The 26,864-nt window shown below is 68.5% G+C and carries 26 protein-coding genes; 16 read left to right on the top strand and 10 right to left on the bottom strand.

Going from position 1 to position 26,864, the window contains the following annotated elements:
• Positions 1-14 precede the first annotated feature (14 nt).
• Positions 15-353, bottom strand: a complete 339-nt coding sequence (locus tag B5V46_RS01150) for a P-II family nitrogen regulator (protein WP_075784302.1) — start codon at positions 351-353, stop codon at positions 15-17.
• Between the two features lie 261 nt (positions 354-614).
• Here B5V46_RS01150 and B5V46_RS01145 point away from each other — a divergent pair, with 261 nt between their 5' ends.
• On the top strand, positions 615-2,777 hold the full coding sequence (locus B5V46_RS01145) for a transglycosylase domain-containing protein (protein ID WP_080614887.1): 2,163 nt from the start codon (positions 615-617) through the stop codon (positions 2,775-2,777).
• A gap of 121 nt (positions 2,778-2,898) precedes the next feature.
• On the opposite strand, the gene B5V46_RS01140 is transcribed toward B5V46_RS01145, so the two are convergent.
• Positions 2,899-3,483, bottom strand: a complete 585-nt coding sequence (locus tag B5V46_RS01140; protein WP_231119187.1) for a phospholipid-binding protein MlaC — start codon at positions 3,481-3,483, stop codon at positions 2,899-2,901.
• Between the two features lie 31 nt (positions 3,484-3,514).
• Positions 3,515-4,282 carry a VacJ family lipoprotein gene (locus B5V46_RS01135; RefSeq protein WP_231119186.1) on the bottom strand — a complete coding sequence of 256 codons (768 nt, stop codon included), beginning with the start codon at positions 4,280-4,282 and terminating at the stop codon, positions 3,515-3,517.
• Positions 4,283-4,487: 205 nt separating this feature from the next.
• On the opposite strand from B5V46_RS01135, the gene B5V46_RS01130 reads away from it, so the two are divergent.
• From B5V46_RS01130 to B5V46_RS01115, 4 genes are read left to right on the top strand one after another with little or no spacing between them, the layout of a single operon-like run.
• Positions 4,488-4,952 carry a RidA family protein gene (locus B5V46_RS01130; RefSeq protein WP_080614885.1) on the top strand — a complete coding sequence of 155 codons (465 nt, stop codon included), beginning with the start codon at positions 4,488-4,490 and terminating at the stop codon, positions 4,950-4,952.
• Positions 4,949-5,716 (top strand): glycerophosphodiester phosphodiesterase family protein, encoded by a 768-nt coding sequence (locus B5V46_RS01125; RefSeq protein WP_080614884.1) that lies wholly within the window; start codon positions 4,949-4,951, stop codon positions 5,714-5,716. The genes B5V46_RS01130 and B5V46_RS01125 overlap by 4 nt, the downstream gene beginning before the upstream one ends.
• Before the next feature lie 48 nt (positions 5,717-5,764).
• Positions 5,765-6,976, top strand: coding sequence for a GNAT family N-acetyltransferase (locus B5V46_RS01120; RefSeq protein ID WP_080614883.1), 1,212 nt, complete (start codon positions 5,765-5,767; stop codon positions 6,974-6,976).
• Positions 6,973-7,266, top strand: a complete 294-nt coding sequence (locus tag B5V46_RS01115; protein WP_080614882.1) for a 4a-hydroxytetrahydrobiopterin dehydratase — start codon at positions 6,973-6,975, stop codon at positions 7,264-7,266. Before B5V46_RS01120 ends, B5V46_RS01115 begins: the two co-directional genes overlap by 4 nt.
• A gap of 921 nt (positions 7,267-8,187) precedes the next feature.
• Here the strand turns inward: B5V46_RS01115 and B5V46_RS01110 are convergent.
• Positions 8,188-8,676 carry a peroxiredoxin gene (locus tag B5V46_RS01110; protein WP_080614881.1) on the bottom strand — a complete coding sequence of 163 codons (489 nt, stop codon included), beginning with the start codon at positions 8,674-8,676 and terminating at the stop codon, positions 8,188-8,190.
• A gap of 94 nt (positions 8,677-8,770) precedes the next feature.
• On the opposite strand from B5V46_RS01110, the gene B5V46_RS01105 reads away from it, so the two are divergent.
• Genes B5V46_RS01105 through B5V46_RS01095 form a run of 3 tightly spaced genes read left to right on the top strand, consistent with a single transcriptional unit; the run spans position 8,771 to position 11,519 of the window.
• Positions 8,771-9,976 carry an NAD(P)/FAD-dependent oxidoreductase gene (locus B5V46_RS01105; RefSeq protein ID WP_080614880.1) on the top strand — a complete coding sequence of 402 codons (1,206 nt, stop codon included), beginning with the start codon at positions 8,771-8,773 and terminating at the stop codon, positions 9,974-9,976.
• Complete coding sequence (gene rsmD / locus B5V46_RS01100) at positions 9,973-10,533, top strand: 16S rRNA (guanine(966)-N(2))-methyltransferase RsmD (RefSeq protein ID WP_080614879.1); 561 nt, start codon at positions 9,973-9,975, stop codon at positions 10,531-10,533. The genes B5V46_RS01105 and rsmD overlap by 4 nt, the downstream gene beginning before the upstream one ends.
• 41 nt (positions 10,534-10,574) lie before the next feature.
• Positions 10,575-11,519, top strand: a complete 945-nt coding sequence (locus B5V46_RS01095) for a DUF6635 family protein (RefSeq protein WP_080614878.1) — start codon at positions 10,575-10,577, stop codon at positions 11,517-11,519.
• Between the two features lie 129 nt (positions 11,520-11,648).
• Here B5V46_RS01095 and B5V46_RS01090 read toward each other — a convergent pair whose 3' ends face one another.
• Both B5V46_RS01090 and map read right to left on the bottom strand, forming a co-directional pair.
• A complete protein-coding gene (locus B5V46_RS01090) occupies positions 11,649-13,181 on the bottom strand; it encodes a dienelactone hydrolase family protein (protein WP_080614877.1) in 1,533 nt (510 codons plus the stop codon).
• Between the two features lie 81 nt (positions 13,182-13,262).
• Positions 13,263-14,126, bottom strand: a complete 864-nt coding sequence (gene map / locus B5V46_RS01085) for a type I methionyl aminopeptidase (protein ID WP_155773878.1) — start codon at positions 14,124-14,126, stop codon at positions 13,263-13,265.
• Between the two features lie 174 nt (positions 14,127-14,300).
• Between map and B5V46_RS01080 the strand changes: the two genes are divergently transcribed.
• Genes B5V46_RS01080 through B5V46_RS01065 form a run of 4 tightly spaced genes read left to right on the top strand, consistent with a single transcriptional unit; the run spans position 14,301 to position 17,301 of the window.
• Positions 14,301-15,032, top strand: a complete 732-nt coding sequence (locus B5V46_RS01080; RefSeq protein WP_080614875.1) for a molybdopterin-binding protein — start codon at positions 14,301-14,303, stop codon at positions 15,030-15,032.
• Positions 15,029-15,754, top strand: a complete 726-nt coding sequence (locus B5V46_RS01075; RefSeq protein WP_231119185.1) for an N-acetyltransferase — start codon at positions 15,029-15,031, stop codon at positions 15,752-15,754. Before B5V46_RS01080 ends, B5V46_RS01075 begins: the two co-directional genes overlap by 4 nt.
• A 15-nt stretch (positions 15,755-15,769) precedes the next feature.
• Complete coding sequence (locus tag B5V46_RS01070) at positions 15,770-16,333, top strand: peroxidase-related enzyme (RefSeq protein WP_080614874.1); 564 nt, start codon at positions 15,770-15,772, stop codon at positions 16,331-16,333.
• Positions 16,330-17,301, top strand: a complete 972-nt coding sequence (locus tag B5V46_RS01065; protein ID WP_080614873.1) for an OmpA family protein — start codon at positions 16,330-16,332, stop codon at positions 17,299-17,301. The genes B5V46_RS01070 and B5V46_RS01065 overlap by 4 nt, the downstream gene beginning before the upstream one ends.
• A gap of 39 nt (positions 17,302-17,340) precedes the next feature.
• Here the strand turns inward: B5V46_RS01065 and B5V46_RS01060 are convergent, their stop codons facing one another.
• The 3 genes from B5V46_RS01060 to B5V46_RS01050 all read right to left on the bottom strand — a co-directional run bounded on the left by B5V46_RS01060 (position 17,341) and on the right by B5V46_RS01050 (position 21,998).
• Positions 17,341-18,243, bottom strand: coding sequence for a LysR family transcriptional regulator (locus tag B5V46_RS01060; RefSeq protein WP_080614872.1), 903 nt, complete (start codon positions 18,241-18,243; stop codon positions 17,341-17,343).
• Positions 18,244-18,386: 143 nt separating this feature from the next.
• Positions 18,387-20,411 carry an NADPH-dependent 2,4-dienoyl-CoA reductase gene (locus tag B5V46_RS01055; RefSeq protein ID WP_080614871.1) on the bottom strand — a complete coding sequence of 675 codons (2,025 nt, stop codon included), beginning with the start codon at positions 20,409-20,411 and terminating at the stop codon, positions 18,387-18,389.
• A 795-nt stretch (positions 20,412-21,206) separates the two neighbouring features.
• Positions 21,207-21,998 carry a DUF6478 family protein gene (locus tag B5V46_RS01050; RefSeq protein WP_080614870.1) on the bottom strand — a complete coding sequence of 264 codons (792 nt, stop codon included), beginning with the start codon at positions 21,996-21,998 and terminating at the stop codon, positions 21,207-21,209.
• 727 nt (positions 21,999-22,725) lie between these two features.
• On the opposite strand from B5V46_RS01050, the gene B5V46_RS01040 reads away from it, so the two are divergent.
• The gene (locus B5V46_RS01040; protein WP_080614868.1) at positions 22,726-22,959 is read left to right on the top strand and encodes a hypothetical protein; all 234 of its coding nucleotides are present in this window, start codon (positions 22,726-22,728) and stop codon (positions 22,957-22,959) included.
• Between the two features lie 71 nt (positions 22,960-23,030).
• Here the strand turns inward: B5V46_RS01040 and B5V46_RS01035 are convergent, their stop codons facing one another.
• Positions 23,031-23,783, bottom strand: a complete 753-nt coding sequence (locus B5V46_RS01035; protein WP_080614867.1) for a hypothetical protein — start codon at positions 23,781-23,783, stop codon at positions 23,031-23,033.
• Positions 23,784-23,892: 109 nt separating this feature from the next.
• Here B5V46_RS01035 and B5V46_RS01030 point away from each other — a divergent pair, with 109 nt between their 5' ends.
• The 3 genes from B5V46_RS01030 (at position 23,893) to accD (ending at position 26,855) form a co-directional block, all read left to right on the top strand.
• Entirely contained in the window at positions 23,893-24,777 is an 885-nt protein-coding gene (locus B5V46_RS01030; RefSeq protein ID WP_080614866.1) for a CPBP family intramembrane glutamic endopeptidase, read from the top strand.
• Between the two features lie 116 nt (positions 24,778-24,893).
• A complete protein-coding gene (locus B5V46_RS01025; RefSeq protein ID WP_080614865.1) occupies positions 24,894-25,769 on the top strand; it encodes a CPBP family intramembrane glutamic endopeptidase in 876 nt (291 codons plus the stop codon).
• 81 nt (positions 25,770-25,850) lie between these two features.
• Complete coding sequence (gene accD / locus B5V46_RS01020; protein WP_080614864.1) at positions 25,851-26,855, top strand: acetyl-CoA carboxylase, carboxyltransferase subunit beta; 1,005 nt, start codon at positions 25,851-25,853, stop codon at positions 26,853-26,855.
• Positions 26,856-26,864: the final 9 nt, after the last annotated feature.

Genomic DNA, 26,864 nt, shown 5'->3' with positions numbered 1-26,864 from the left:
CTGATACGTCCGCGTCACACCGCGTCTTCGTTGGTTTCTCCGGTCCGGACCCGCACCGCCTGGTTCACGTCCAGAACGAAGATCTTGCCGTCGCCGATCTTGTCGGTCTTGGCGGTCTTGGCGATGGTCTCGACGACCTGATCGGCCATGGCCGAGGTCACCACGATTTCGAGCTTCACCTTGGGAACGAAATTCACGGCATATTCCGCACCGCGATAGATCTCGGTATGTCCGGACTGCGATCCGAACCCCTTTATCTCGGTCACCATCATGCCGCGCACGCCGATTGCGGTGAGAGCTTCCCTCACCTCCTCCAGCTTGAACGGCTTGATTGCAGCAATGATGAGTTTCACGTTGTGCCCCTTCCGTTGAGCAGGTCGCCCCTGCGGGTTTCCACAGAGGCAAGGAAGGGCCGCGAAACCGCCGTGAGACAAGCGGATCGAGGCCGCAAACCGGTCGCAAAACGAGAGTTGTTGCACAACTTTTGCACAGATCAGGGTAAGTGCACTTTTTTAAGGCAATTCGCGGACCGGTCACATGACGCCTTCGACCTCCACAATCCGGCGCGGCCGGGATAAGGTGCCGCGAAAAGGCAAATGAGGCAGTCGACAGTTATGGGCAGCACGGGACGCAGGCCGCCGCCCCTGGTGGCGGATCGGCGCTATCCGAAGAAGACGAAACGCAAGCCGCAGCAGCCGCGCAGCCGCAAGCCCCGATCCCGCAATGGCAGCGGGGGCGGGCGGCGCGGCGGGGCCGGGCGCGGCAATCCGATCCTGCGCGCAATCCGGGCCTTCTTTCGCGGACTGTTCCGCTCGCTCCTCGGGACCGGGATCCGGCTTGCGGTTCTGGGCGCGCTCGCGCTTGGCTGCGCGGTCTTCTATTTCTACCAGCAACTGCCCGAGATGACGGCACTTCTGGACGGGCGCAACCGCGGCTCGGTGACCCTGCTCGACCGCGACGGCAAGGTCTTCGCCTGGCGCGGCGAGCAGTTCGGCGGCCAGATCACCGCCACGACCGTCGCCCCGGTGCTGAAGAATGCCGTGGTCGCAACCGAGGACCGGCGCTTCTACGGCCATTTCGGCCTCAGCCCGCGCGGCATCGCCAGCGCGATCCGCATCAACCTCTCCGAGGGCCGCGGCCCGCTTTCGGGCAATGGCGGCTCGACCATCACCCAGCAGACCGCCAAGCTGCTCTGTCTCGGCGTGCCCTATGATTCGACGACCTGGAAGAACGAGACCGCCTACGAGGCCGACTGCCGCCGCACCACGCTGGGGCGGAAGGTCAAGGAGGCGCTCTATGCAATGGCGATGGAGGCCAAGTATACCAAGGACGAGATCCTGACGATCTACCTCAACCGCGCCTATCTGGGCGCGGGCACCCGCGGCTTCGAGGCCGCCGCCCAGCGCTATTTCGGCAAATCCGCGAACCAGGTGAACATCTCCGAGGCGGCGATGCTGGCGGGGCTGTTGAAGGCGCCCACCACCTATGCCCCGACCAACAACCTCAAGCGCTCGCGCGACCGGGCCAATCTCATCGTCGGCCTGATGCAGGAGCAGGGCTATATCACGCCCAAGCAGGCGGCCCTTGCCAGGGCCAACCCGGCGCAGCTCTCCGAAGCCGCCGAAGCCCGCGCGGGCGGATATTTCGCCGACTGGGTGATGGGGGCGGGACCCGACTTCCTGACCCGCGACACCACCGAGGATGTCATCATCCGCACCACTTTCGACCCGCGCATCCAGAAAGCCGCCGAGAGCGCGCTGAAGGAGGTGTTCGAGACCAAGGTCAAGGAGGGCTCGAAGGCCGAGGCGGCCATCATCGTGATGTCGGCCGACGGCGCGGTCCGTGCCATGGTCGGCGGCCGCCAGACGGCGATCGGCGGGTTCAACCGGGCAACGATGGCGCTCCGGCAGACCGGGTCGGCCTTCAAGCCCTTCGTCTATGCCGCCGCGCTCGATCTCGGCTACACGCCCAATGCGACCGTGGTGGACGAGCCCTATACCATCAACGTGCCGGGTTCGGGGCCCTATTCACCCGAAAACTACGACCGCCGCTTCCGCGGCCGGGTGACCCTGACCGAGGGGTTGCAGCATTCGCTGAACATTCCGGCGGTCAAGGTTTCCGAGGCCGTGGGCCGCGAGAACGTGCGCCGGATCGCGCATGATTTCGGGCTGCAGGCCGATCTGGCCGAAGGGCCGGCCCTGGCATTGGGCGCCTCGGAATCGACGCTGATCAACATGACCGGCGCCTATGCGGGCATCCTCAACGGCGGCTCGAGCGTCACCCCCTACGGGTTGACCGAACTGAAGCTGAAAGGCGACCGCGAGCCGCTGATGGGCCAGGAGGGCGGCATGGGCGAGCGGGTGATCTCGGAGCGCGCGGCCCGCAGCCTTGTCTACATGATGTGGCGCGCCGTCGAGGCGGGGACCGGACACCGCGCCAAGCTGGCCGACCGGCAGGTCGCGGGCAAGACCGGCACCACCTCGGCCGCCCGCGACGCCTGGTTCATCGGTTTTTCGGCCGATTACGTGGCCGGGGTCTGGATGGGCTATGACGACAACACCCCGTTGCGGGGCGTGACCGGAGGCGGGCTTCCGGCCGAGATCTGGCACGAGACCATGCAGCGCGTCGAGGACGGCGTGCCGCCGCATCCCCTGCCGATGCTGGTCCCGGAAGAGCCGTCTTCGGCGGTCGCAGCAAGGGGCGACAGCGATCAGGGCGGCAATGTCGCCGAGAACATCCTGCGCAGCGTGCTGGGCGCCTTCACCGGGCGCAACTGACCCCGGTGAAGGCCGGGGAAGGCCACAAGGGTGGGGGGCAGAAGATGCTCCCTGGCAGAACGGAAAAGGCCCCGGCGCACAAGCCGGGGCCTTTCCTGTCTTTCGGAAGCGGAAAGACGCGTCAGCCCGCCGAAGCCAGGTCGCGGGTCAGCGCACCGATATCGCCGCGCCGCTTGTCCAGCATGGCGCCGATCTCGGTCCGCTCGCTGGCCAGCATGTTCACGCCTTCGATGAAGATGTTGAAGAACTTGTCCTTGCCCGAACGGTCGGAGACCAGGAAGACGACCTCGACCGGCGACCGGCCGCGCAGCAGCGCGGTCGTTTTCACCTCGTAGAAGTTCTTCACCTGGCGGGCCTCGTTCACCTTGATCTCGCCGCCGATGAACTCGCGGAAACGACGGCCGTATTTGCGGGCGATATAGCCCTGGAAGGCCTGGGTGAAGGCGTTCAGCTCCGACTGGCTGGCCTGCCGGGCCGCCACGCCCAGCACGGAACGGGCAATCACCGGCACATCGGCATAGCGCGAAAAGATACGTTCGAATTCCGGGAACATCTGGGCTTCGGACTTGCCGGAATTGATCACGCGATTGATATCGCCGATCACGCGGTCGATCAGCTGCGACGCCTCGCCGGTGGTCAGCGCAAGCGCGCGTCCGGATGTCAGGCCGGTCACGGTCAGAGCAGCCCCGGCAGCCAGACCGGTCATCAGAAGACGGCGGCGGGTCGGGGCGGAGGCCTTACTCGGCGTTGGGATCTGCATAGGGGTCCTCGTAGGGGTCGAAATACTCGGTCTCTTGGTTACGGTTCAGCTTGTGCCGCCGGGAATCCAGATAGATCTGGCGCGACTGGGCGTAGCTGTCCGCGCTGTCATATAGGACCGAATCTACGAGATCCGAGTTTTCATAACGTGCATTTGCGCCGCGCAGCACACCGGTGCCCGCCATCACGTTGCGTTCTTCGGAATTGGCCAGCGGCCTGAGCGGGTTCATCGCGAAGTCGACGGCACGGCCGATCATCGCCCGTTCCGTCATCGGGCCGAGCACCGGGAACTCGACATAGGCGCCTTCGCGCATGCCCCAGACATAAAGCGTTTCGCCGAAATCGGTATTGACCTTGGTCGCCCCCATCCGCGAGGCCGGATCGAAGATCCCGCCCAGACCGATGGTGGTATTGATCAGGAACCGCGTGGTGTTCTGCGCCGCGTCGCCCGGGCGGAACTGCAACAGGCTGTTGATCACGGCGCCGGGCAGCGACAGGTTCGAGGCGAAATTGCTGACACCGCTCCGGACCGGGTGCGGCACGGATTGGCCATAGGCGGTCGAGACCGGCCGGAACACACCACGGTCGAGCGCCTTGTTCGCCTCGTGAATCTGGCGGTTGCGCGCCTCATAGGGATCGCGGATCGTCCCGGGCGCCTCGGGGCGCGCACAGGCGGTCAGAAGAATAAATGAGGAAAGAACCGCGAGACGGCCCGTCCACAGGGTGGCTTTCCGCAAAGACGACACGAGCAGGATCCTGTCTGATATCGAGACTCTGCCAAGGAACCACGCCCGGGCCCGGATCACAAGGGCCCACGGGCCCGGAGCCTCCCGGCCATGGCCCGAATTTTACGGTCTCCGCCCGGCTTTTACGGCTTCCGCCCGGCGCGGCGGGGCGCTAGCCTCGGCCCGAACCCCTGATCCGCACCATATTTTCCTTCGGAGAGACCCAATGAGCGGCAAATACGAGGCCAGACTGGCCGAGCTTGGCGTGACCCTGCCCGACGCCCCTGCCCCTGCGGCAAATTATGTGCCCTATGTGATTTCGGGCAATCTCGTCTTCGTTTCGGGCCAGGTTTCAGCGGCGGATGGCGCGCTGATTCTGGGCAAGCTCGGGGCCGATCTCGACGTCGGGGCCGGTGCCGCGGCAGCCCGGGCCTGCGCGATCTCGCTGCTGGCCCAGCTTCGGGCGGCCTGCGGCGGCGATCTCGACCGGCTGGTCCGTGTCGTCAAGCTGACCGGCTTCGTGAATTCGACGCCCGAATTCGGCGATCAGCCCAAGGTAATCAACGGCGCGTCGGACTTTCTCGTCGAGGCCCTGGGCGATGCCGGACGGCATTCGCGCTCGGCGGTCAGCGCGGCCTCGCTGCCCTTCGGCGTCGCGGTCGAGATCGAAGGCATCTTCGAGATCGCATGAACCCGCTGCCCCCGGCCTTCCTGACGGCCCCCCTCGCCCATCGCGCGCTGCATGACCGCAGCGCCGGGCGACCCGAGAACTCGGTCGAGGCGGTCCGCGCCGCCATTGCCGGGGGCTACGGCATCGAGATCGACATCCAGCCCTCGGCCGACGGCGTGCCGATGGTGTTTCACGATTACGACCTCGCCCGGCTGACGGGCGAGGCCGGCCCGGTCGCGGGCCGGAGCGCCGCCGAGCTGGGCGCGATCCCGCTGAGGGGCGGCAACTTCGGCATCCCGACGCTCGCGCAGATCCTCGAAGAGGTCGCGGGCCGGGTGCCGCTGCTGATCGAGATCAAGGATCAGGACGGGGCGATGGGCGCCGCCGTCGGCCCGCTGGAACGGGCGGTGGCCAGGGTGCTCAGGGGCTATGACGGCCCGGTCGCGCTGATGTCCTTCAACCCGCACAGCGTGGCCGTTCTGGCCGAGGCCGCACCCGAGCGGCCGCGTGGCCTGACCACCTGCGCCTACGAGGCCAAGGACTGGCCGAGCCTGCATGCGCCGGTGCGCGAGACCCTGCGCGAGATCCCCGATTACGACCGGGTCGGCGCCTCGTTCATCTCGCATCTGTGGCGCGATCTGGCCCGGCCCCGGGTGGCCGAGCTCAGGGCCGGTGGCGCCGCGATCCTGTGCTGGACGGTGCGCAGCCCGGCCGAGGAGCGTATCGCCCGCAGCGTCGCCGCGAATGTCACCTTCGAGGGCTATGCCGCAACCCGGCCCGCTTGACCCCGGTCCCGGCCGCCCCACCTCAAGGGGAAAGCCGGGGCAGGAGCGATGCGCGCGGATCACGTCGAGGCAGAGCAGGTCGAAATCGCGGTACTGAGATCGATCGACCGGATCGGGGCAACCGAATGGGATGCCTGTGCCTGCCCCGAGGCGGCCGATGGCGGGCGCCCGAAAGACCCGTTCACCACCCACCGCTTTCTCGCCGCGCTCGAAGACAGCGGCTCGGTCGGGGCCGGCACCGGCTGGCAGCCGCATCATCTGGTGGCCCGCGACGAAAGCGGCATCTTCGCCGTCGCCCCGCTTTATGCCAAGTCGCACAGCCAGGGCGAATATATCTTCGACCATGGCTGGGCCGATGGCTACGAGCGCGCGGGCGGGCGCTATTATCCCAAGCTGCAGATCGCGGTGCCTTTCACCCCGGCCACCGGCCGCCGCTTCCTGACCCGCCCGGGGCAGGAGATGCGCGGGCGGGCGGCCCTGCTCGAAGGCGCGGTGCGGCTCGCCGCCGAAAACGATCTCTCTTCGGCCCATGTCACCTTCTGCACCGAGGCCGAGGCTGAGTCGGGCCGCGAGATGGGGCTCTTGCACCGCGTCACCCAGCAGTTCCACTGGGAAAACCGCGGCTATCCCGATTTCGAGACCTTCCTCGCCACGCTGTCCTCGCGCAAGCGCAAGAACATCCGCAAGGAACGCGCCACCGCCCGGACCTTCGGCGGCACCATCCGGGCGCTGAGCGGCGACGAAATCCGGCCCGGCCACTGGGACGCCTTCTGGCGCTTCTACCAGGATACCGGCGCGCGCAAATGGGGCAGGCCCTACCTGACCCGCGCCTGCTTCGACCGGCTGCACGAGACCATGCGCGACGACATGCTGCTGGTGCTGGCCGAGCGCGACGGCCGCCCCGTAGCGGGGGCTCTGAACTTCATCGGCCGGTCGCGGCTTTACGGGCGCTACTGGGGCTGCGTCGAGGACCATCCCTGCCTGCATTTCGAGCTGTGCTATTATCGCGCCATCGACTTTGCCATCGCCCATGGGCTCGACACCGTCGAGGCCGGCGCGCAGGGCATGCACAAGCTCTCGCGCGGGTATCTGCCGATGCCCACGCATTCGCTGCACTGGATCGCCGATCCGGGGCTCCGCGCCGCCGTCGATCATTTCCTGCGGGCCGAGCGCGAGGCCGTGGCCGAAGAGATCGAGGTGATCACCGCCTACGGGCCGTTCCGCAAGACCGCGAAAGACCAGGAGGAGGAACAGGAATGACCGGAAAACTGACCGAGGACGAACGCAGGCTCGAACTGTCGTCGCTGTTCGCCCATGGCTGGGCCAAGACCGAAGGCCGCGACGCCATCGTCAAGACCTATGAATTCGGCGACTTCGTCTCGGCCTTCGGCTTCATGACCCGTGCCGCGCTCTGCGCCGAGAAGATGGATCACCATCCCGACTGGACGAATGTCTACAAGACCGTCGAGGTCACGCTCTCGACCCATGATGCCGGCGGGCTGACGATGAAGGATGTCGAACTGGCGCGGAAGATGGATGCGCTGGCCTGAAGGCATTGGCCTGGGATGCGGCCTCATGATGCCTCGGCCACAGGCAGGAACAGGCGATGAGCCCGGCAGCGAGGTGGTTTCGCGCAGGTCTCTCGTCGCGCGGGTCGATCTTTCCGAAATGCCTGAGCCTGTTGAAGGCCCTATCGACCAGATTGCGCTGACGACAAAGCGCAGGAATGGCCGAGCTTCCGGCCGGCCGTACCGGATGGGGATATGGCCGCGGGCGTGGTCGCGCCTCATCGCCTGGCGCGGGATCGACCGACAGATCTGCCCCCGCCGCCCTGCCCAAGGCCTGGCCCGGCAACGGTGTGATCTCCAAGGGCAGGCCGCGATGATCGGGCGTGGCGTTGATCCTGATGCTCACCCCCGAGAATGGCCAGGGGTGTGATCCGCCCCGCCCTTTCGAGCCGCCGCCTGTCGGTGGGCGCGGATGACCGCGCCGTCGATCAACGACATGTTATCCGGTTGATTTTCTGAAAGAGCTTCAAAGACACTGGCCCAGCCCCTCGCTTTGGTCCGACGGTTGAGGCGGTAACAGATGGTGGTGTGGGGAAACATGCAGTCCCCGGAAATGCCGTTCGGCAGGCGCCGGTCATCCATCCGCGCCATCCCGCGCCGCTTGCTTGGAAGAAACGCCGGATCCGCCCCCATTCGAAGCCGGTCCGAGCAGACCCCTGTCATGGCGGCCTCTTGCGCTGGAGGCCGTGAAGCGCGCGCCCCGCATTACACGAAACCCATTCAGGGGGACAGACCCCGGGTGCATTGGCCCCGATGTGCCGATCCGAGCGCAGGGGCCTGACTATGCCGGATTGAGGACAGCGGGCTGCGTACCGGACCGGGGCCGTTAAAACGCCCGCCCCTGATCGGGGACGGGCGTCATGCCGCGGGCGCGGGCCCGCCGGCCCCGGTCTCAGATCTGGCTCAGATCTGCTCCAGCAGGGTCTCGCCGGCCGAGATCGAGCACTCGCCCGGGCTCGCCTCGACATTGAGCTTCTTCACCACGCCGTCCTCGACCAGCATGGCGTAGCGCTTCGAGCGCGAGATCAGCCCGGCCGGCGGGGCGTCGAACTCCATGCCGATGGCCTTGGTGAAGCTCGCATCGGCATCGGCCAGCATGGAGATGCCCGCCGCATGCGCGCCGGTCGCCTCGCCCCAGGCCTTCATCACGAAGGGGTCGTTCACGGCCACGCAGACGATCTCGTCGACGCCTTTCGCGGCCAGCTTGTCCTTCGCCTTGATGAAGCTCGGCATATGCGCCGAATGGCAGGTCGGCGTGAACGCGCCGGGCACTGCGAAGATCACCACCTTGCGGCCCTTCAGCTTGTCCGACAGGGACACCGCGCCGGGTCCGTCCGCGCCCATTTCGGTAAAGCTCGCCTCGGGCAGCCGGTCGCCTTCGGAAATCGCCATGACTTCTTCCTCCTGATCCATTGCATTGCGTTTCGGGGCTCAGATAGTGTGAAGGCCGCATCGTGCCAGAGCGGAACCCCAAAGCGGAACCCCCATGTCCCACATCGTCATCATCGGCGCCGGCCAGGCAGGCGCGGCGCTGGCAGCGAAACTCAGGGCGCTCGGCCATGACGGCCCCCTGACCCTGATCGGCAACGAAACCGTGCCGCCCTATCAGCGACCGCCGCTCTCGAAGAAATACCTGCTGGGCGCGATGCCGGTCGACCGGCTCTACCTGCGCCCCCCGGCATTCTATGCCGAGGCCGGGATCGATCTGCGGCTGGGCGAGCGGGTGACCGGCATCGACCGTACCCGCCGCCGCTTGCACCTTGGCAAGCACGAGATCGCCTATGACATGCTGGCGCTCGCCACCGGCGCCGCGCCCCGACGCCTGCCCGCCGGCATCGGCGGCGCGCTCGAGGGCGTCCACGTCGTGCGCAGCCTCGCCGATGTCGATGCGATGGCCCCCGACTTCAGGCCCGGCGCCCGGGCGCTGATCGTCGGCGGCGGCTATATCGGGCTTGAGGCCGCGGCAGTGGCGGCCACCCAGGGGCTGCAGGTCACCCTGATCGAGGCCGCGCCGCGCATCCTGCAGCGCGTGGCCGCGCCCCAGACCTCGGACTGGTTCCGCGCGCTCCATGCCGCCCATGGCGTCAAGATCCGCGAGGCGACGGGGCTCGTCCGCCTGCTGGGCAAGACCCGCGTCACCGGCGCCGAGCTGGCCGATGGACGCGTGATCGAGGCCGATTTCGTCATCCTCGGGATCGGCGTCGCGCCAGAGACCGCGCTGGCCGAAGCCGCCGGGCTGGCGATCGAGGCGGGCATCGCGGTCGATGCGATGGGCCGGACCGCGGATCCGGCGATCTGGGCCGCGGGCGACTGTACCAGCCTGCCCTATCGCGGCAGCCGGATCCGGCTTGAAAGCGTGCAGAACGCCATCGATCAGGCCGAGGCGGTCGCGGCCAACATGCTGGGGGCCGAGGCGCCCTATGTCCCGAAACCGTGGTTCTGGTCGGATCAGTATGACGTCAAGCTGCAGATCGCGGGGCTGAACTCGGGCTATGACCGCGTGGTGGTGCGCCCCGGCGACCGCGAGGGCAGCGCCAGCCACTGGTATTATCGCGGCAGCGAACTGCTGGCGCTCGACGCGATGAACGACCCCCGCGCCTACATGACCGCCAAGCGCCTGATCGAGGCCGGGCGCTCGCCCGCCCCCGAGACGGTCGCCGCCGGCGATCTCAAGGCGCTGATGGCGGCATGAGGATCGTCGCGGGCCGGTTCCGTGGCCGGGCGCTGGCCTCGGTCGGCAAGGGCGATCCGGCAGCACATCTGCGCCCGACCACCGACCGGGTGCGCGAAAGCCTGTTCAACCTTCTCATGAACGGCGGCTATGGCGATCCGGTCGAGGGCGCGCGGGTGCTCGATCTTTTCGCGGGCACCGGTGCGCTGGGGCTCGAGGCGCTGTCGCGCGGTGCCGCGCATGTCTGCTTCGTCGAGGATGGCAGGAAGGCGCTGGCGCTGATCCACGAGAATGTGGGCCTCTGCCGGGCCGGGGCCGAGTGCACGGTCCTGCGCCGGAACGCGACCCGGCCCGGCCCCGCCCCCGATGCGCCCGCGACGCTGGTCTTTCTCGACCCGCCCTATGGCAAGGGCCTCGGCGAGAAGGCGCTGGCCGCGATGCTCGCGAATGGCTGGATCGCGCCGGGCGCGCTGATCGTCTGGGAAGAAGGCGCGGCCATCGATCCGCCCGAGGGGCTCGCGCTGCTCGACAGCCGCCGCTACGGCGAAACCGCAATTTCCATTCTCGAGGCTCTCTGAGCGGCTTGCCGAACGGATCGTTTCGCCCCATCTGATCGGCCATGACCGACGCTTTGTCCCGCGATGCCGATGCCGCGCTTGTCGAGGCCGCCCGCAGCTATTTCGCGGCGCGGCGCGCCCGCGTGCACGACTTTGCCCGCCGCCGGTTCGGTCTGGCGGGCACGCTCGCGCTGCACCGCCACGCGCTTGGCTGGGATGTGCTGAAGGCACCGGTCAACGTGCTGCTCTCGCCGGTGCTGATCCTGACCCGGCTTGCCGCCGCGGCCGCCGCAGGAAGCCGCGCACCCAGGCTTGCCGCCTGGCTGCGCGCGCGCCGGATCCTGCTGCCGACCGATGTTGCCACCGCGGCCGAACGCGCCGTGGTGGTGGATCTGCTCGAACTGCCCTGGGAGGGCCCCGGCGGCACCAGCGGCAAGGACGCGCTGGCCCGCGCGATCCTTACCCATCCCGATCTCGCGGCCCTGGTCGAGGCCCGCAGCGATGCCCCCGCGCTCAGCGCCCGCGCTTTGGGCGATTATGGCGGGACCCGCTCGGCCGTGGCCGAAATGACCACGGCCTTCGGCACGATGGGCGCGGGCGCGCTCGCCTTCCAGTCGCTGACACCGGGCATGGTCTCCTTCGCGCCCGGGCTTGCCGCCATCGTCGCGCATCAGGCGGCGATCGCCGCCTTTCCGCTGGGCGGGCTTCTCGGCACCGCCTGGTACGGGATCTTCCCCACCGCCGCGCCCGCCTGGATGACCCTGACGATCACGCTGCCGCTGATCGGGCTCGGCGCGCTGGTGGCAGCCTTCGCGGGGGTCATCGCCGACCCGGCGCAGGTCGCACTGGGAATGCATCAGCGCCGCCTCACACGGCTGATCGACGCGATGGAGGATGCCTTCACCGGCAGCGGCCGCCGCGGCTTCGCCGCACGCGAGCATTATTTCGCACGGCTGCTCGATCTGTCCGATGCCGGGCTCGCCGCGATCCGGCTGATGCGGGGCTGAGCCGCTCCGGGGTCCGCGCCCCGTGACAGCTGTTGCGTCATGGGTATTTGAGCCAGGAAGAAGCACGAACGTCTCTTCTTCTTGGTAAAAATACCCCCGGCACGCTCTCCGTCCCGCGATACGGCCGGATCAGACCGCCTGGAACATCGGGAAGGTCACGCCCAGCGCCCATGCCAGGAACAGTCCAAGCCCCAGTCCGACGCCCGCGGGCCGGTTGGTGGCGCGGCCGATCCAGCCGCCCATGGTGCCGAAGAGCAGATAGAAGATCAGGATGATCGGCAGGATCAGCAACAGGAAGAACAGCCTGTGGAAGTCGAGCGCGGTGGCGATCCCGAGCGAGACCAGGAAGGCGCCGCGCGACACAAGGCTGCGCCAGGCCGGCGCGCGGCCGCCTTCGACCATCAGCGCGTCCGACAGCATGTAGGGCACCGCCCCCACCGCCATCGCCGCGATGATGAGGCCGCGGATCGGGATCGGGTAGAACGAGGTCACGTAGCGATCCATGGCGAAGCCGAAGACCCCGATGGTGTAAAGCGCCACCAGCGCCGCCAGCGCCAGGATCCGGCCGGTCTCACGCCAGCCCGCCCAGCGCAGTTCGCCCCACCAGGCCAGAAGCGCCAGCACCATCGCGCCGTAAAGCGCGAAATGGACGGCGAGGTAATCGGCCACCAGCACCGGCAGGAACTGGGTCCGGAACGGCGCCAGGATCAGCGGCACCGCCACCGCCGGAAGCAGCGCCACGATCAGGAAGCGGCCGCGTGGCAGCGGCGCGGGCCGGGGCGCCCCGGTCTGGCCGCGCATCCGCGCCAGAGGCCAGGCCAGCGCCACGATGCCAACGAGCAGAAGCGCGATCCAGCCGCCGATCCCGACCACCGGCCCGCCGCTTGTCCGCCCGAAGGTGGCGTCGAGCCAGGCCCGCGTCTCGCGAAGCGCCGTCGGCGACCAGATCACGCCGATATGCTCGACATCCGGCGCCAGCAGCGCCCGCCGCCCGGTGCCCTTCGCCGGGTCGCCCAGGGTTTCGCCCAGCTGCGCCGAAGGATCGGCCAGTCGCAGCGCCTCGAGCGGGGCGTCGGCCAGCCGGGTTTCCCATTCACCATTGATCATCAGCAGGTTCGGCGGCTCGGTCGCGGTGATCGAGTCATTCGCCGCCGCGATCCCGATCGTGGCGGCAATGCGCGGGTCCTCGCGCGCCTCGCGGACAGCGATATAGCTGCCCATGGAATGGCCGAGGATCGCGACCCGCCCGTCGGCCCAGGGCCGGGCCAGCGCGGCATCGGTCACCCGCCGGGTCTCGGCCATCAGCAGAAGCGCCGTGCCCTCGGGACTGTCGAGATCGCCCGACATCGGCACCGGGTTGCGGCCATGCCCCTCGTAATCGAAGGCAACCGCGGCATAGCCCGCACGCGCCAGCGTCAGCGACCAGGCCTGCATCAGCTGGCGCGATCCGGCGAAGCCATGCGAGACGATCACCACCGGGGCGGGCGGGGCGTCCTTCAGCCGATAGACCGTGGCGGGCGTCGTCCCGGTGCCCGGGACCGGCGCGATGACCACGCCCCGGCGTTCGGCCTCGAGCTGCCAGACAGAAACCGCGATCGCCAGAAGCGCCGCGATGCCGACAATCCAGCGCATCGGCGTCAGACGTGCGAAGAGTTCGATCATGATCCGCCTCCCTCGCCGCCCTTCCGGCAGCAGATGTTCCGGGGTTGTGGTGCGCCGCGCCGCGCCCCGGAAGGGGGCGGCTCAGCCGAAGGTAGGGTGGAACAGCCCGCCCGGCGAGAGCGTGAAGATCTCGCAGCCATCGGCGGTGACACCGATCGAATGCTCGAACTGGGCCGAGAGCGACTTGTCGCGGGTCACGGCGGTCCAGTCATCGGCGAGGATCTTGGTCTCGGGGCGGCCCAGATTGACCATCGGCTCGATGGTGAAGAACATGCCCTCTTCGAGAACCGGGGTCGGGTCGCGGGTCGGGTTGCCCGAGATCGTGATCTTCCGGCCCTCCTCGTTCAGCCGGAACGGCGCGTAATGCAGCACGTTCGGCGGTGCGTGGAACACCCGGCCCAGCCCATGGCCGCAGAAATCGCGCACCACGCTCATGCGGTGGGATTCCACGAAGGACTGGATGGCCGCGCCGATATCGCCGAAGGTGTTGCCGGGCCGGACCGCCTCGATCCCCTTGAACAGCGAATCATGCGTGACCTGGATCAGCCGCTCGGCCTTGCGCGAGAGCTTGCCCGCCACATACATCCGGCTGGTATCGCCATACCAGCCATCGACGATCACCGTCACGTCGACATTGAGGATGTCGCCATCCTTCAGCACCTTGGGTCCCGGGATCCCGTGGCAGACCACATGGTTCACCGAGATGCAGCTGGCATGCTTGTAGCCCTTGTAGCCGATGGTGGCGGACACTGCGCCCTTGGCCTCGACCAGATCGGTGATGACGCGGTCGATCTCGGCCGTTGTCTGGCCGGGGAAGACCAGAGGCGCGATCTCGTCGAGGATCTCGGCCGCGACACGTCCGGCGGCATGCATGCCGGCGAAATCCTCGGGGTCGTAGATGCGAATATTGTCTTTCGTCCGCCTGCCGCGGGTCTTCTCGTCCAATGCCCACTCCTTCATGGTCTGGCCCAGAGATACGCCCCAAGCCCGGCAAAGGCCAGAGGGCGAAGGGACGCGCGGCCAGCCCCCCGCCGCCGGACGCATGAGAGGGCTTTGAAAGCCGCAGGCAGGCTCCTATACCCTGTCCGGGGACAGGACAATCCGGGCAAGGAGAGAGCCATGAGCAATCCCACCGCGGCAATGCTGGTGATCGGCGACGAGATCCTGGCGGGGCGCACCCGCGATGCCAACATGCATTACCTCGCCGGCGAAGCCATCAAGCACGGCATCCGGCTGTCCGAGGTCCGGATCGTTCCCGACCGGCAGGACCGGATCGTGGCCGCGCTGAACGCGCTTCGGACCGATTACGACATCGTCTTCACCTCGGGCGGGATCGGACCGACCCATGACGACATCACCGCCGATGCGGTGGCGGCGGCCTTCGGCGTCGGCATCGGGGTGCGCGAGGATGCCCGCGCGATTCTCGCCGATTACTGCGCGCGGATGGGGCGCGATCTGAACGAGGCGCGGCTTCGCATGGTGCGCATCCCGGACGGCGCCACTCTGATCGAGAACCCGATCTCGGCCGCTCCCGGCTTCGTGCTCGACAATGTGCATGTCATGGCCGGGGTGCCTAGCGTGTTCCAGGCGATGGTGGCCGTGGTGCTGCCCCGGCTGGCGGGGGGTGATCCGCTGATGTCGCAGACGCTTTGCGTCGAGCGGCCCGAGGGCGATATCGCGGGCGAGCTGCGCGGGCTGGCCGGGCGCTTTCCCGAGCTTTCGATCGGGTCCTACCCGTTCAGCCGCGACGGCGTCTACGGCACCAATATCGTCGTGCGCGGCACCGAGGCCCGCCGGATCGACGCTGCCATGGCCGCGCTTTGCGAGCTCTTTCCCGAGACGATGGCGTGACGGCCGACCGGCTGTTCGCGGGCCAGGAGACGACCTGGCCGCCGGCCTTCCGTCACATGACCGGGCCCTGGTGCCTGCGCGACGGACAGGGCGGCGGCAAGCGGGTCTCGGCCGCGACGCTCGAGGGCGCCTTCACCCCCGAGGCGATCCCCGAGGCCGAGACCGGCATGGTCGGGCTTGGCCAGACGCCGCTTTTCATGGTGAAACCGGGAGAGGACGCGCTGGACGCCGCGCTGGACGCGCGCGGCTATCTCAGGGTCGATCCGGTGAAGATCCTGTCGGGGTCGGCCGCCGCCATCGCCGCCGAGCCGCCCCCGCCGCTTGCGGCCTTCACGGTCTGGAAGCCGCTCGCGATCATGACCGAGCTCTGGGCCGAGAACGGCATCGGCCCGGCGCGGATGGCGGTGATGGACCGCGTGCAGGGGCCGAAAACCGCCGTGCTGGGCCGCCGCAAGGACCGCGCCGCGGGCACCGCCTTCGTGGCGCTGGAGCGCGACATGGCCTTCGTGCATGCGGTCGCGGTCTCGCCCGGGCATCGTCGGCAAGGAACCGCCGTCAACATGATGCGGGCCGCCGCCCAATGGGCCCTAGATCACGGCGCCAGCACGCTTAACGTGCTGGTCACAGAAGACAATCACGCGGCACTTGCGCTCTATGCTTCCCTGAACATGACCAATGTGGGACAGTATCATTACCGAATGATTGCGCCGCAAAAGGCCTGAGCAGTGACCCATGACATGCCGCGCCCGACGGCGCTCGATCTGCCGATGGTCGACCCGTTGCCGCCCGAGACGCAGAAATATTTCGACCTCTGTGCCGAACGGCTCGGGCTGCTGCCGAATGTGCTGGCGGCCTATGCCTTCGATATCGGCAAGCTGAACGCCTTCACGGCGATGTATAACGACCTGATGCTGGGCGAGAGCGGGCTGTCGAGGCTCGAGCGCGAGATGATCGCGGTCGTGGTCTCGTCGATCAACCGCTGCTGGTATTGCCAGGTCGCCCATGGCGCCGCTGTGCGCGCGCTGTCGGGCGATCCGGCGCTGGGCGAGGCGCTGGTAATGAATTACCGGGTCGCGCAGCTCGAGCCGCGCCAGCGCGCGATGCTTGATTTCGCGGCGAAGCTGACCGAGGCCAGCCACCGGATCGAGGAGCCCGACCGCCAGGCGCTGCGCGAGGCGGGCTTTTCCGAGCGCGAGATCTGGGACATCGCCGCCGTGACCGGGTTCTTCAACATGACCAACCGCGTCGCCTCGGCCTCGGGGATGGAGCCGAACCCCGACTATCACGGGTCGCATAGATGAGGGCCGGACCCCGGCTGCTGGCGCTGGCGCTGCTCTGGCCGGGGCTCGCCGGGGCGATGGTGCCGCAACTGCCCGAGACGGCGACCGTCGTGGCCGATGAAACCGAGGCCGCGTCGAGCCTGCGCATTCCGACCGGCCCCTATGACGGCCGGATCGTGCCGAGCGAACGGGCCGAGGGCGCGATCCGGCGGCTGGTCTGGCAGGCGCCGCTCGAGGGGCGGAGCACGCTGCAGGTGATCGAGCCGCTCAAGGCCGAACTGATCGCGGGCGGCTACCGGATCGCCTTCCAATGCGCGGCAGCGGGCTGCGGCGGGTTCGAGTTCCGCTTTGCCACCGACACCCTGCCAGAGCCCGCCATGCATGTGGATCTGGGCGATTTCCGCTTTCTCGCCGCCGAAAAGACCCGGCCCGACGGCACCGATCACGTCACGCTGATGGTCAGCCGCTCCGAAGAGCGCGCCTTCGTGCAGATCACCCGGGTCGGCCGGGCCGAGCCCGCGCCCGCGGTACAGTCGACCAAATCGCCCGAAGCGGACGCCCCTCTGGGCATCGAGGCCGGGAACGGGCAGGACACCCCCGCCGAGGACGAGGCGGGGCTTGCCGAGCGTCTCGCCCGGGACGGGCATGCGGTGCTGGCCGGGATCGACTTCGCGACAGCCGAGACGACCCTCGGCACCGGCCCCTTCCCCGCGCTTGAGGCCCTCGCCGACTATCTGCGCGCCCATCCCGGCAGCAAGGTCGTGCTGGTCGGCCATACCGACACCCAGGGGGGACTGGCCGGCAATATCGCACTGTCGAGGAAACGGGCCGAAGCGGTGCGCGACCATCTCGTGGGCAGGCTGGGCATTCCGGCCGCGCAGGTGGCGGCCGAGGGCGTGGGCTTTCTGGCCCCGCTTGCCAGCAACGCGACCGACCGGGGCCGGACCGAGAACCGCCGCGTCGAGGCGGTGCTCGACACGCCCCGATAAGGCCGGAAACGCCGGTGGGAGCGGGCCTCCGGGCCCGGCTCAGATCATGATGTCGTCGCCTTGGAAATGCGTCAGCAGGAAGTCGATGAAGGCGCGCACCTTGGGCTGGGTGAACCGTCCCGGCGGATAGACCGCATAGATGCCCAGCCGTTCCAGCGGCAGGCCCGGGATCGCCTCCTCGACCAGCCCCTTTTCCAGCGCGTCCCGGAACAGGAAGCTCGGCAGATAGGCGATGCCGAGCCCGGAAATGGCGGCATTCAGCAGCGACTGGCCGTCATTCACCGTCAGCCAGCCCGCCGTGCGCACCTGCCGCTTTTCGCCCGAAGGCGCGGTGATCTTCCAGACATTGCCGCTGGCCTGGTTGGAATAATGCAGGAGCTTGTGTTCGTTCAGATCGTCGATCTTCTGCGGACGGCCGAATTTCTCGAAATAGGCGGGTGCGCCGATCATCCGCCTGGTGGTATCGGCCAGCTTGCGGGCGCGCAGCGTGCTGTCTTCCAGCTCGCCCACCCGGATCGCCATGTCGAAGCCTTCCGAGATCAGCTCGACGAAGCGGTTGTTGAGCACCATGTTGACGGTGATGTCGGGATATTCATGCAGGAACGCGCCCAATAGCGGCGACAGGTGATTGACCCCGAAATCGGTCGCGACCGAAATGCGCAAGAGCCCCGAGGGCGCCGATTGCATCGCCGAGACCAGCGCATCGGCCTCGCCCGCATCGTTCAGCACCCGCCGCGCGCGGTCGTAATAGGCGAGACCGATCTCGGTCGGGCTGACGCGCCGGGTAGTGCGGTTCAGAAGCCGCGCGCCCAGCCGCGCCTCGAGCGACGAGACATGCTTGGAGACGGCCGATTTCGAAATGCCCATCTTCCTGGCGGCATCGGTAAAGCCGCCTTGATCCACGACGGTGGCAAAGGCCTCCATCTCGGTCAGTCTGTCCATGCTTTCTTCCTTGCTCGCGGGCCCCTCTCACCACCGTTTCGCAAGTTGCCGCCGGAATAGGGCAGGATTGGGGAAGGCCCCAGACAATACTTTGATAACAGACCGAATCGTCATCCCAATGGAAACAGGCGCCCGGGCCCTGATCAGAGCGTGGCGGCAAGCCGCGCGCCCTGGTCGATGGCCCGCTTGGCGTCAAGCTCGGCCGCCACATCCGCACCCCCGATCACATGATGCGCGATGCCCGCCGCCCCGAGTGCCGACGCAAGGCCACGCTCGGGCTCCTGTCCGGCGCAAAGCACCACGGTATCGGCCGCCACCAGCCGCCGCTCGCGCCGTTCGGGGCCGAGGCTGATCTCGATGCCCTCGGAGGTGATCCGCTCGTAGGTGACGCCCGACAGCATCGTCACCCCCTTCATCGCCAGCGCGGCACGGTGAATCCAGCCCGTGGTCTTGCCCAGCCGACGCCCCGGCTTCTCGGCCTTGCGCTGCAACAGCGTGACCACGCGGCGCGGCGGCGCGGGCCGGGGGCCTTCGGGCGCAAGCCCGCCGCGATGGAGGGCCGGATCGGCCACACCCCATTCGGCGCGCCAGAGCGCGGGATCGCAGGTCGGACTTTCGCCCGTCACCAGATATTCGGCAACGTCGAAGCCGATGCCGCCCGCGCCGACCACCGCGACGCGGGCCCCGGCCTCGGCCCCGCCCGCCAGCAGATCGACATAGGACAGGACATGCGGCAAATCCTGACCCTCGATGCCCGGATCGCGCGGCGAAACGCCGGTCGCCAGCACCACCGCGTCGAAGTTCCGCAGGTCCTCGGGGCCGGGGGCCGTGCCCAGCTTCAGCGCGATGCCTTGCCGCGCGACCATGGTCGCGAACCAGTCGACCAGCCCGTCGAACTCTTCCTTGCCGGGAATGCGCCGCGCCATGTTGAGCTGCCCGCCCAGCGCCCCGGCCCTGTCATAGAGTGTCACCGCATGGCCGCGTCCGGCCGCGACCAGCGCCGCCGACAGCCCCGCAGGCCCCGCGCCCACCACCGCGATGCGGCGCGGAGTCCGGGCAGGATCGTAGCGCAGTTCCGTCTCGAAACAGGCCCGCGGATTGACGAGGCAGGTCGAGACCTTGCCGCTGAAAGTATGGTCGAGACAGGCCTGGTTGCAGGCGATGCAGGGCGCGATCTCGCGGGCTCGTCCCGTCCGCGCCTTGACCACGAAATCGGGGTCGGCAAGCAACGGGCGCGCCATCGACACCATGTCGGCCGCGCCCTCGGCCAGCAGGCGCTCGGCCGTCCCGGGGCTGTTGATCCGGTTCGAAGTCACGACCGGGATACCGACCTTGCCCATCAGCTTTTGCGTGACCCAGGCGAACCCCGCGCGCGGCACCGAGGTCGCGATGGTCGGCACCCGCGCCTCGTGCCAGCCGATGCCGGTATTGAGAATCGTGGCGCCCGCCGCCTCGACCCGCTGCGCCAGCTCGACCACCTCGTCGAAACTGGAGCCATCGGGCACGAGATCGATCATCGACAGCCGGTAGATCAGTATGAAATCGGCGCCGACCGCGGCCCGGACCCGGGCCACGACCTCCAGCGGCAGGCGCATCCGGTTCTCGTAGCTGCCGCCCCAGCCATCCTCGCGGCGATTGGTGCGGCGCACGAGGAACTGGTTCAGGAAATAACCTTCCGAGCCCATCACCTCGACGCCGTCATAGCCCGCCTCGCGGGCACGGGCGGCGGCGGTGGCGATATCGGCGATCTGCTTCTCGATGCCCGCCGCATCGAGCGCCTTCGGCGGAAAGGGCGAGATCGGCGATTTGAGCGCGCTCGGCGCGACGCAATCGGGGCTGTAGGCATAGCGCCCGGCATGCAGGATCTGCATCGCGATCCGCCCGCCCTCGGCATGGACGCGGTCCGTCACCCGGCGGTGACTGGCGATGTCGCCGGGCGAATAAAGCCCGGCCGCGCCCGGAAACACGCCCCCCTCGGGGTTCGGCGCCATGCCGCCGGTCACGATCAGCCCGACGCCGCCCCGCGCCCGCAGCCCGTAGAATTCGGCCACCCGGTCCCAGTCGCCGCGCTCTTCGAGCCCGGTATGCATGGACCCCATCAGCACCCGGTTCGGCAAGGTCGCGCATCCGAGATCGAGCGGCGCAAGAAGATGCGGATAGTCGGTCATGTCCTCGGTCCTCCCCAAAGCCTGTCGCGGGCCGTCTTTCCGGGCCTTCTGCGGGCCTGTCGCGAAGCTGTCCCGTGCCACCGCCAGAACGCAGCCTGTCGCGCCGCAGGACCGCTGTCACCGGGGACGCGACGTAAGGCCGGCCGGGCGCGGGAGGACCCCTGCCCAAGCCGCACCCGCATCATTCTAGCCCTGTCGATCCCGGCAGGCGAGCGGCGGTCTCCCCTCTAGCGCCGCGCGCCTTCCCACGCGAAACGGAACCAGCGCGCCAACATCTCGCGGCGCGCTGAAAGGCCGTGTGTTGCCGAAGCGAAAAGCCCACGCGCCCGCGGAGAAGGGTCCCGCAAGGCCGCGTCATGGCAACGCGACAGCCCGGCGCGGGGGGCCGGGCCTCTCGACGGTCCGGCCCTTCAGGCAGGCTTCGGCCATTCGAGCGGGAGGAACCCGGGCCGCTGCACCCCGGCACGGCATCGATCACGGAAGATCCCTCCGAGCGGCCCTATCCCCGCCCGCATCCGGTCGAGCCGCGCGCACCTATCCCCCACCCTGCAGAGATCGCGCCCTGTGCAGGTCCGGGACCGCTGCCAGGGTCTAATGCTGCGGCCCCTGTCCGCGCCGAGCTCCGGGCATGACCGGCACCGATAAACGACAAGGGCTGTCGGCCTCATCCGGGACGGTCCGGGTCCGACATGCGCCCGGCAGAACCGGGCCGCGATGCGGCGGCTCAGGCCAAGGCGGCGGTCCCCCGGGCGACGGATCCCCGCAACCCGGCCTGCAACCGCTCTCCGGGCGGTTTCACGCCTCGGCCCGAGGGCGGCGGCTCAGCACGATGTCGGACAACAGGATGCGGTTCATACCGGGCCCGTCGAAGAGCAGATCAAGCCACATCCTGTCGGCGCGATGGCCGTGCAGGTCGCTGGCGGCAAGATCGAAATCCAGCGCGATCCGGCCTGCGTCCGGCGGCACCGCGCGCACCAGCTGGGCGAGGTTGGGTCCATGGCGGATGCTGATACGGGCGAAGACATCGACCGGCGCCTCGGTTTCAAGCGCGGCATCCAGCCGGATCAGATGATGCCGCCCAAGCCCCTCGACCGAATGCGACGGCAGTTCGAACACGACCGAAAGAAAGCCGCCGTCGAAACCGGATACCTCCAGTGCCAGGCCGAAGGGGGCACCCTCCCCGCCATGGCTGTTGGCGACCTGGCGAAACGCGATCCCGGCCCGGGCGGCATCGTGGAGCAACGTGACCTGCGGCCCGAGCCGAAACGCGGTGCCGATATCGGTCGCCGCACAGGGCGTGACGCGCTCGGCGAAGGGCGCGGGCCGGAACCCCCAGTCGGACCCGAGCGGCAGTCGCGCCGTCGCGGCCGCGGCATGGAAGGCCGCGCGCCGCGCATCGGCGCCGTGGATTGCCCGGTCGCGCCGGTGCCGCAACCGCCAGGCGCGGCCGGGCAAGGCGGCGAGATCGGGGATATCGAGCCGTTCGGCGCCCCCGGCCCGGCCCCAGGCGGCCAGGGCTGGCCGGAACAGCAGACGGCCGGCAAGAGAACGGTCGGCAAGGGAATCGCGCTTGAGCAATATCGGCATCGGTCCACTTCGCTGGTTGTGACTGCGACAGCCTAGTCGCGGGCTTCATTCCGCTAGGTTAACGCAACGCCGATTCGCTGCGGAGCGCCCCCGGCTGTCTGAGCCCAGGGTTTGATGCTGCGATCCATTCGGGGGGGGATGGAAGGAAGCCCCATGGGGCAAGTTCGTCGCGGCTGCGCCACGATCACGCAGGCCGTCAGAGCCGCAATATGAGCCGATGGCAAGCATCGACCGTGGCCGAGAGCCGGAAGTTCGAGATCAATCGGAGGACGGTCGCCAGGTGACGGAAACACGGGACAGACGGAGCCGCAGGAACAGCGCTCCACCCTGCCCGGCGAAGCTGAAGAAGCGATGGTCGTTGCTTTTCGGCGCCAAATGTTGCCGCCCCCCCCGACGACCGTCCTTATGCCTTGCAGCAGACAGCCCCGCGCCTGCCCGAGGACGGGGACGGGGACGGGGACGGGGACGGGGACGGGGACGGGGACGGGGACGGGGACGGGGACGGGGACGGGGACGGGGACGGGGACGGGGACGACAAGCCAAAACGGCAGCGCTTCAAGCGCTATCCCATCGGCCCCCGCCTGTCTCCGAGTGACAATGGCGAGGGGCATCCGCCGAGCAGGCTCGCAACCGCAACACCGGCTATACCCGACGGATGCGCTTCGACTTGATCTGTGAGGCCAACGGGATCGGGCATCGACCACCCGAACCCAACCATCCGTGGTGTTTGGAGGATCAGAAGAAGCCCGGGGGGCTTTTCCTGAGCGGCAGCCATGTCGAACGGATGAACCGCACAATCAAGAACGGTGACGCGGATCAGGAGAGGCGCCAGTGGCGCGCCTCGCCGCCGAATGCCAGGCGCATCCATGACGACAGCAACCGCCAGCTCCGCCCCCGCGCAGCAGATTACAGCTTCGCGCGCAGGCTCAAGACCTTCAGCGGTCTCGCTCCCCGCGAGTAGCATTGCAAAGTCCGGACTTCAGAGCCGGACAGATTGATCGCCGATCCGCCCCGCCAGATGCCGGGACGCCCCTAGTCGCTGCGGCCGCCAGGCACCGGAGCCGCACCGGAGGCGGCAGACGGCGCCATCGTCGGATCGGGCAGGCTTGCGGTTGCGGCACGGCTGCGCCCGGCCAGATCCTGCAGGAGGGCGCGGGCGGACTGATCGCCGATCGGACGCGACGCGAAGCCGGTGGCGGCCGCGGTCACGATCCGCCCGTTGGCCTCGAAGACCGCGCGCCAGCTATCGGGGCGCAGCCCCTCGGCCAGACCCGGCCCCCGGTCTACGGAATGCACCAGGAAAACTGCGCCGCGCGTGTCCGTCCCGAGCAGTTCGACATCGGCAGGGTCGCCGCTTCGCGCCAGCACGGCGCGGCCGAGTTCGGAGGCGAAATAGCGGCGCAGCACCAGGGCGCGATCTTCGGGACTGCCGCCCGGACCGGGGCTCGGCGCAACGGAAACCGTCAGAATCGCGTCCTCGGCCGGCACGGCGGCCTCTGCCCCCCGGGTCAGCGCGGCGCAGCTTGCCAACAGCACGAAAGCGCCATCCTCGTCGTCACGGCTGGCGCTTTCATCGACGCAGAAGCCGTAAGGCGCGACAATCGCGACACGCCCATCGGCCACGATGGTGCGATGCACGCCGCCGCCCTCGGTCACACAGCCCGGCAAGGCCAGCAACACCGCCGCACAAAGCCCGCGCCGCAGGGCCCGCGCGACGGTCCGGCGCGGGCGGAGGATCTCGCGGAAGATCTCGCGGAAGATCTCGGGGGTCTGCTCTGGCATCATCTCCTCGGCGGCTTGCTTGCGCCCCGGGATAGAGATGGGCAGACCGCGAGACAAGCCATTGAAGGACAGCCTCCGGCCGGTCTAGGGTCGCGACGGAAAGGGCCGCCCGATGCGTTACGACCCGCATGAAACGCTTGTCTCGACCGCACGCGGCCAGTCTGGCCTGTGGCGGCTCGCCGCTGGGCTGGCGGTGATCGCGGCGGTGCAGATCGGGCTGACCTACACCGTCTACGGGCTGATCTCGGCGCTGCGCGGGCCGGGCATCGCCGAAGCGGCGTTCCGCGGGGTCTTCGTCACCACCGCCACCGCCTCGGACACGCTCTGGCTGCTGGCGTCCTTCCTCTGCCTGATCTGCGGCACCGCGGTCGCAGCGCAGCTGATGCAGGGCCGCAGCTTCCGGTCGCTGACCGGCCCGCCCGGCGCGGCAATCGGCCAGTTCGTCCGGGTGCTGCGCGCGGTGGCGCTGCTTTACCTGGTGCTCTGGGCGGTTCTGCCCTCCGGCCACGAACCGGTCCCGCATCGCCCCTTCGATGCCTGGCTGGCGCTGCTGCCGCTGGCGCTGCCGGCGCTGGCGATCCAGACCTTCGCCGAAGAGCTGCTGTTTCGCGGCTATCTCCAGCAGCAGCTCGCCGCCCGGTTCCGAAGCCCCGTGCTCTGGATCGGGCTGCCCGCCCTGCTCTTCGCGCTGGCCCATTACAGCCCCGACACCGCGGGCGGCAATGCCCTGCCCGCCGCGCTCTGGGCCGCGGCCTTCTCGGTCGCGGCCTCGGATCTGACCGCGCGGACCGGGACGCTGGGCCCGGCGGTGGCGCTGCACTTCGTCAACAACGCCATGGCCGTGCTGATCCTCGCCCTGCCCGGACCGGTCTCGGGGCTTGCGCTTTACACTTACGGCTTCGGCGCCGACGACCCGGCGCTCGGGCCGCTGATCGCGGTCGATCTCGCCGTGCTGGGCCTATCCTGGCTGGCGGCGCGGGTGGCGCTGCGGGTCTGAGTTGAAGCCGCTGCCGCAAGGCACTAGCTTGAGCCCCGAAGCGGACATTGCCGACGCACCGCCCACCTTCACGAAAAAGAAATTACCGAAAAGACATAAAGACGAGAGAGAAAGCGATGCGGTCCCCCCTGTTCGAGGCCTATATCGAGCCCGCCCGGCTCTATCCCGAAACCTGGCGCCTGATCGTCGGCCTGCTGGTGGTCCTGCTGGTCTATGTCGGAGTGTTCTCGACCATGCTGGTCGCGGCTTATCCCGCGCTTGGGCCGATGGCCTATTTCGGCTGGATCATGGGCCTTGCCGCGCCCGCGACCCCGGGCCAGACCCTGTTCGTGCTGACCAGCTTTCTCGGCATGGGCCTTGGCGTCCTGATCGCGACGCCCGCGCTTCATTACCGCGAGCCGGGCTCGCTGTTCGGACCGGCGCGCGACTGGGCGCGGGGCTTCTTCGGCGCGCTGAAGGTGCTGGTTCCGGCCTATGCGCTTCTGTTCGGGCTGGCCTTTGCGACGATGCCGCTCGAGGCCAATCTCGACCCGGCCACGTGGGCGCGGGTGCTGCCGCTGGCGCTTGTGCTGATCCTGATCCAGACCGGATCCGAGGAGCTTCTGTTCCGCGGCTATCTGCAACAGCAGCTGGCCGCCCGCTTTGCCTGGCGCGCGGTCTGGATGGGTCTGCCCGCGCTGATCTTCACCGCGCTGCATTACAACCCGGCGGCGGGGCTGAACAACGCGATCAACCTGATCGGCATCCTCGCCTTCGCCCTGGCCGCGGCCGATCTGACAGAGCGCTCGGGCAGCCTCGGCACCGCGATGGGCTGGCATTTCGTCAACAATGTCAACGCGCTTCTGTTCACCTCACTCAAGGGCACGATCACCGGGCTGGCGCTGTTCGTCACCCCCTTCGACGTCACCGATACCACGACCGCGCCCTGGGCCATGGCGCTCGACCTGATCGCGATCCTGCTGCTCTGGCGGCTGCTGCGCGCGCTGATCTGACCGGGCAGCCCGCGCGCCCCCGCGATTGCAATTCCGCCCCGCGCGGCTTATCTGACGGCCCATCCGTGCGAGAGGCCCCCGATGAACTGGATCAACAACTACGTCCGGCCCAAGATCAACTCGCTTTTCTCGCGTCGCGAGATGCCCGAGAACCTTTGGTCGAAATGCGATGCCTGCGGAACGATGCTGTTCCACCGGGAAATGTCGGACAATCTGAATGTCTGCACCTCCTGCGGCCATCACATGGCGATCCTGCCGCGCGACCGCTTCACCACCCTGTTCGATGGCGGTGTGTTCACCGAGGTCGAGGTGCCGGTGCCGGTTGCCGACCCGCTGCAGTTCCGCGACCAGAAGCGCTATCCCGACCGGATGCGCGGCGCCCAGCGGATGACCGGCGAGAAAGAGGCGATGCTGGTCGCCGAGGGCGAGATCGGCCGCACCCCGGTCGTCGCCGCGGCGCAGGATTTCAGCTTCATGGCCGGGTCGATGGGCATGTATGTCGGCAATGCTATCGTCGCGGGGGCCGAGCGCGCCGTGGCGCTGGGACGGCCCTTCATCCTGTTCTCGGCCGCGGGCGGCGCGCGGATGCAGGAGGGCATCCTAAGCCTGATGCAGATGCCGCGCACGACCGTCGCGGTGCAGATGCTGAAAGAGGCCGGCCTGCCCTATATCGTGGTGCTGACCCATCCCACCACCGGTGGCGTCACTGCCTCCTATGCCATGCTGGGCGATGTGCAGATCGCCGAGCCGAACGCGCTGATCTGCTTTGCCGGCCCGCGGGTGATCGAACAGACGATCCGCGAGAAACTGCCCGAGGGCTTCCAGCGCGCCGAGTTCCTGCTCGAGCATGGCATGCTCGACCGGGTGACGCCGCGTGGCAAGCTGCGCGAAGAACTGGTCACCATCATCCGCATGCTGATGGGGCTGCCGCCCGCTGTGATCGCCGATTTGCCGCCGCCTGCCAGCTTCTCGCACGGGCCCACGCGGGACGATGCCGATAGCGGCGCCGAGACCCAGCCCGATCTGCCGCATCGCGCGCCCGCGCCGCCCGATGCCGTCGCTCCGGCCGGAGGCGCAAAAGCGTGACCCCGGCCT

The sequence above is a fragment of the Rhodovulum sp. MB263 genome (assembly GCF_002073975.1).
GTDB lineage: Bacteria > Pseudomonadota > Alphaproteobacteria > Rhodobacterales > Rhodobacteraceae > Rhodovulum.
Note: the sequence above shows the minus strand (reverse complement) of the source record. Positions and strands in the feature narration are given on the sequence as shown.

Excerpts from the sequence above, each read along its gene's own strand:
- B5V46_RS01145 (WP_080614887.1), top strand. The coding sequence starts at position 615 with ATGGGCAGCACGGGACGCAGGCCGCCGCCCCTGGTGGCGGATCGGCGC.
- B5V46_RS01140 (WP_231119187.1), bottom strand. The coding sequence starts at position 3,483 with ATGACCGGTCTGGCTGCCGGGGCTGCTCTGACCGTGACCGGCCTGACA.
- B5V46_RS01130 (WP_080614885.1), top strand. The coding sequence starts at position 4,488 with ATGAGCGGCAAATACGAGGCCAGACTGGCCGAGCTTGGCGTGACCCTG.
- B5V46_RS01125 (WP_080614884.1), top strand. The coding sequence starts at position 4,949 with ATGAACCCGCTGCCCCCGGCCTTCCTGACGGCCCCCCTCGCCCATCGC.
- B5V46_RS01120 (WP_080614883.1), top strand. The coding sequence starts at position 5,765 with ATGCGCGCGGATCACGTCGAGGCAGAGCAGGTCGAAATCGCGGTACTG.
- B5V46_RS01115 (WP_080614882.1), top strand. The coding sequence starts at position 6,973 with ATGACCGGAAAACTGACCGAGGACGAACGCAGGCTCGAACTGTCGTCG.
- B5V46_RS01110 (WP_080614881.1), bottom strand. The coding sequence starts at position 8,676 with ATGGCGATTTCCGAAGGCGACCGGCTGCCCGAGGCGAGCTTTACCGAA.
- B5V46_RS01105 (WP_080614880.1), top strand. The coding sequence starts at position 8,771 with ATGTCCCACATCGTCATCATCGGCGCCGGCCAGGCAGGCGCGGCGCTG.
- rsmD (WP_080614879.1), top strand. The coding sequence starts at position 9,973 with ATGAGGATCGTCGCGGGCCGGTTCCGTGGCCGGGCGCTGGCCTCGGTC.
- B5V46_RS01095 (WP_080614878.1), top strand. The coding sequence starts at position 10,575 with ATGACCGACGCTTTGTCCCGCGATGCCGATGCCGCGCTTGTCGAGGCC.
- B5V46_RS01090 (WP_080614877.1), bottom strand. The coding sequence starts at position 13,181 with ATGATCGAACTCTTCGCACGTCTGACGCCGATGCGCTGGATTGTCGGC.
- B5V46_RS01080 (WP_080614875.1), top strand. The coding sequence starts at position 14,301 with ATGAGCAATCCCACCGCGGCAATGCTGGTGATCGGCGACGAGATCCTG.
- B5V46_RS01070 (WP_080614874.1), top strand. The coding sequence starts at position 15,770 with ATGCCGCGCCCGACGGCGCTCGATCTGCCGATGGTCGACCCGTTGCCG.
- B5V46_RS01065 (WP_080614873.1), top strand. The coding sequence starts at position 16,330 with ATGAGGGCCGGACCCCGGCTGCTGGCGCTGGCGCTGCTCTGGCCGGGG.
- B5V46_RS01060 (WP_080614872.1), bottom strand. The coding sequence starts at position 18,243 with ATGGACAGACTGACCGAGATGGAGGCCTTTGCCACCGTCGTGGATCAA.
- B5V46_RS01055 (WP_080614871.1), bottom strand. The coding sequence starts at position 20,411 with ATGACCGACTATCCGCATCTTCTTGCGCCGCTCGATCTCGGATGCGCG.
- B5V46_RS01050 (WP_080614870.1), bottom strand. The coding sequence starts at position 21,998 with ATGCCGATATTGCTCAAGCGCGATTCCCTTGCCGACCGTTCTCTTGCC.
- B5V46_RS01035 (WP_080614867.1), bottom strand. The coding sequence starts at position 23,783 with ATGATGCCAGAGCAGACCCCCGAGATCTTCCGCGAGATCTTCCGCGAG.
- B5V46_RS01030 (WP_080614866.1), top strand. The coding sequence starts at position 23,893 with ATGCGTTACGACCCGCATGAAACGCTTGTCTCGACCGCACGCGGCCAG.
- B5V46_RS01025 (WP_080614865.1), top strand. The coding sequence starts at position 24,894 with ATGCGGTCCCCCCTGTTCGAGGCCTATATCGAGCCCGCCCGGCTCTAT.
- accD (WP_080614864.1), top strand. The coding sequence starts at position 25,851 with ATGAACTGGATCAACAACTACGTCCGGCCCAAGATCAACTCGCTTTTC.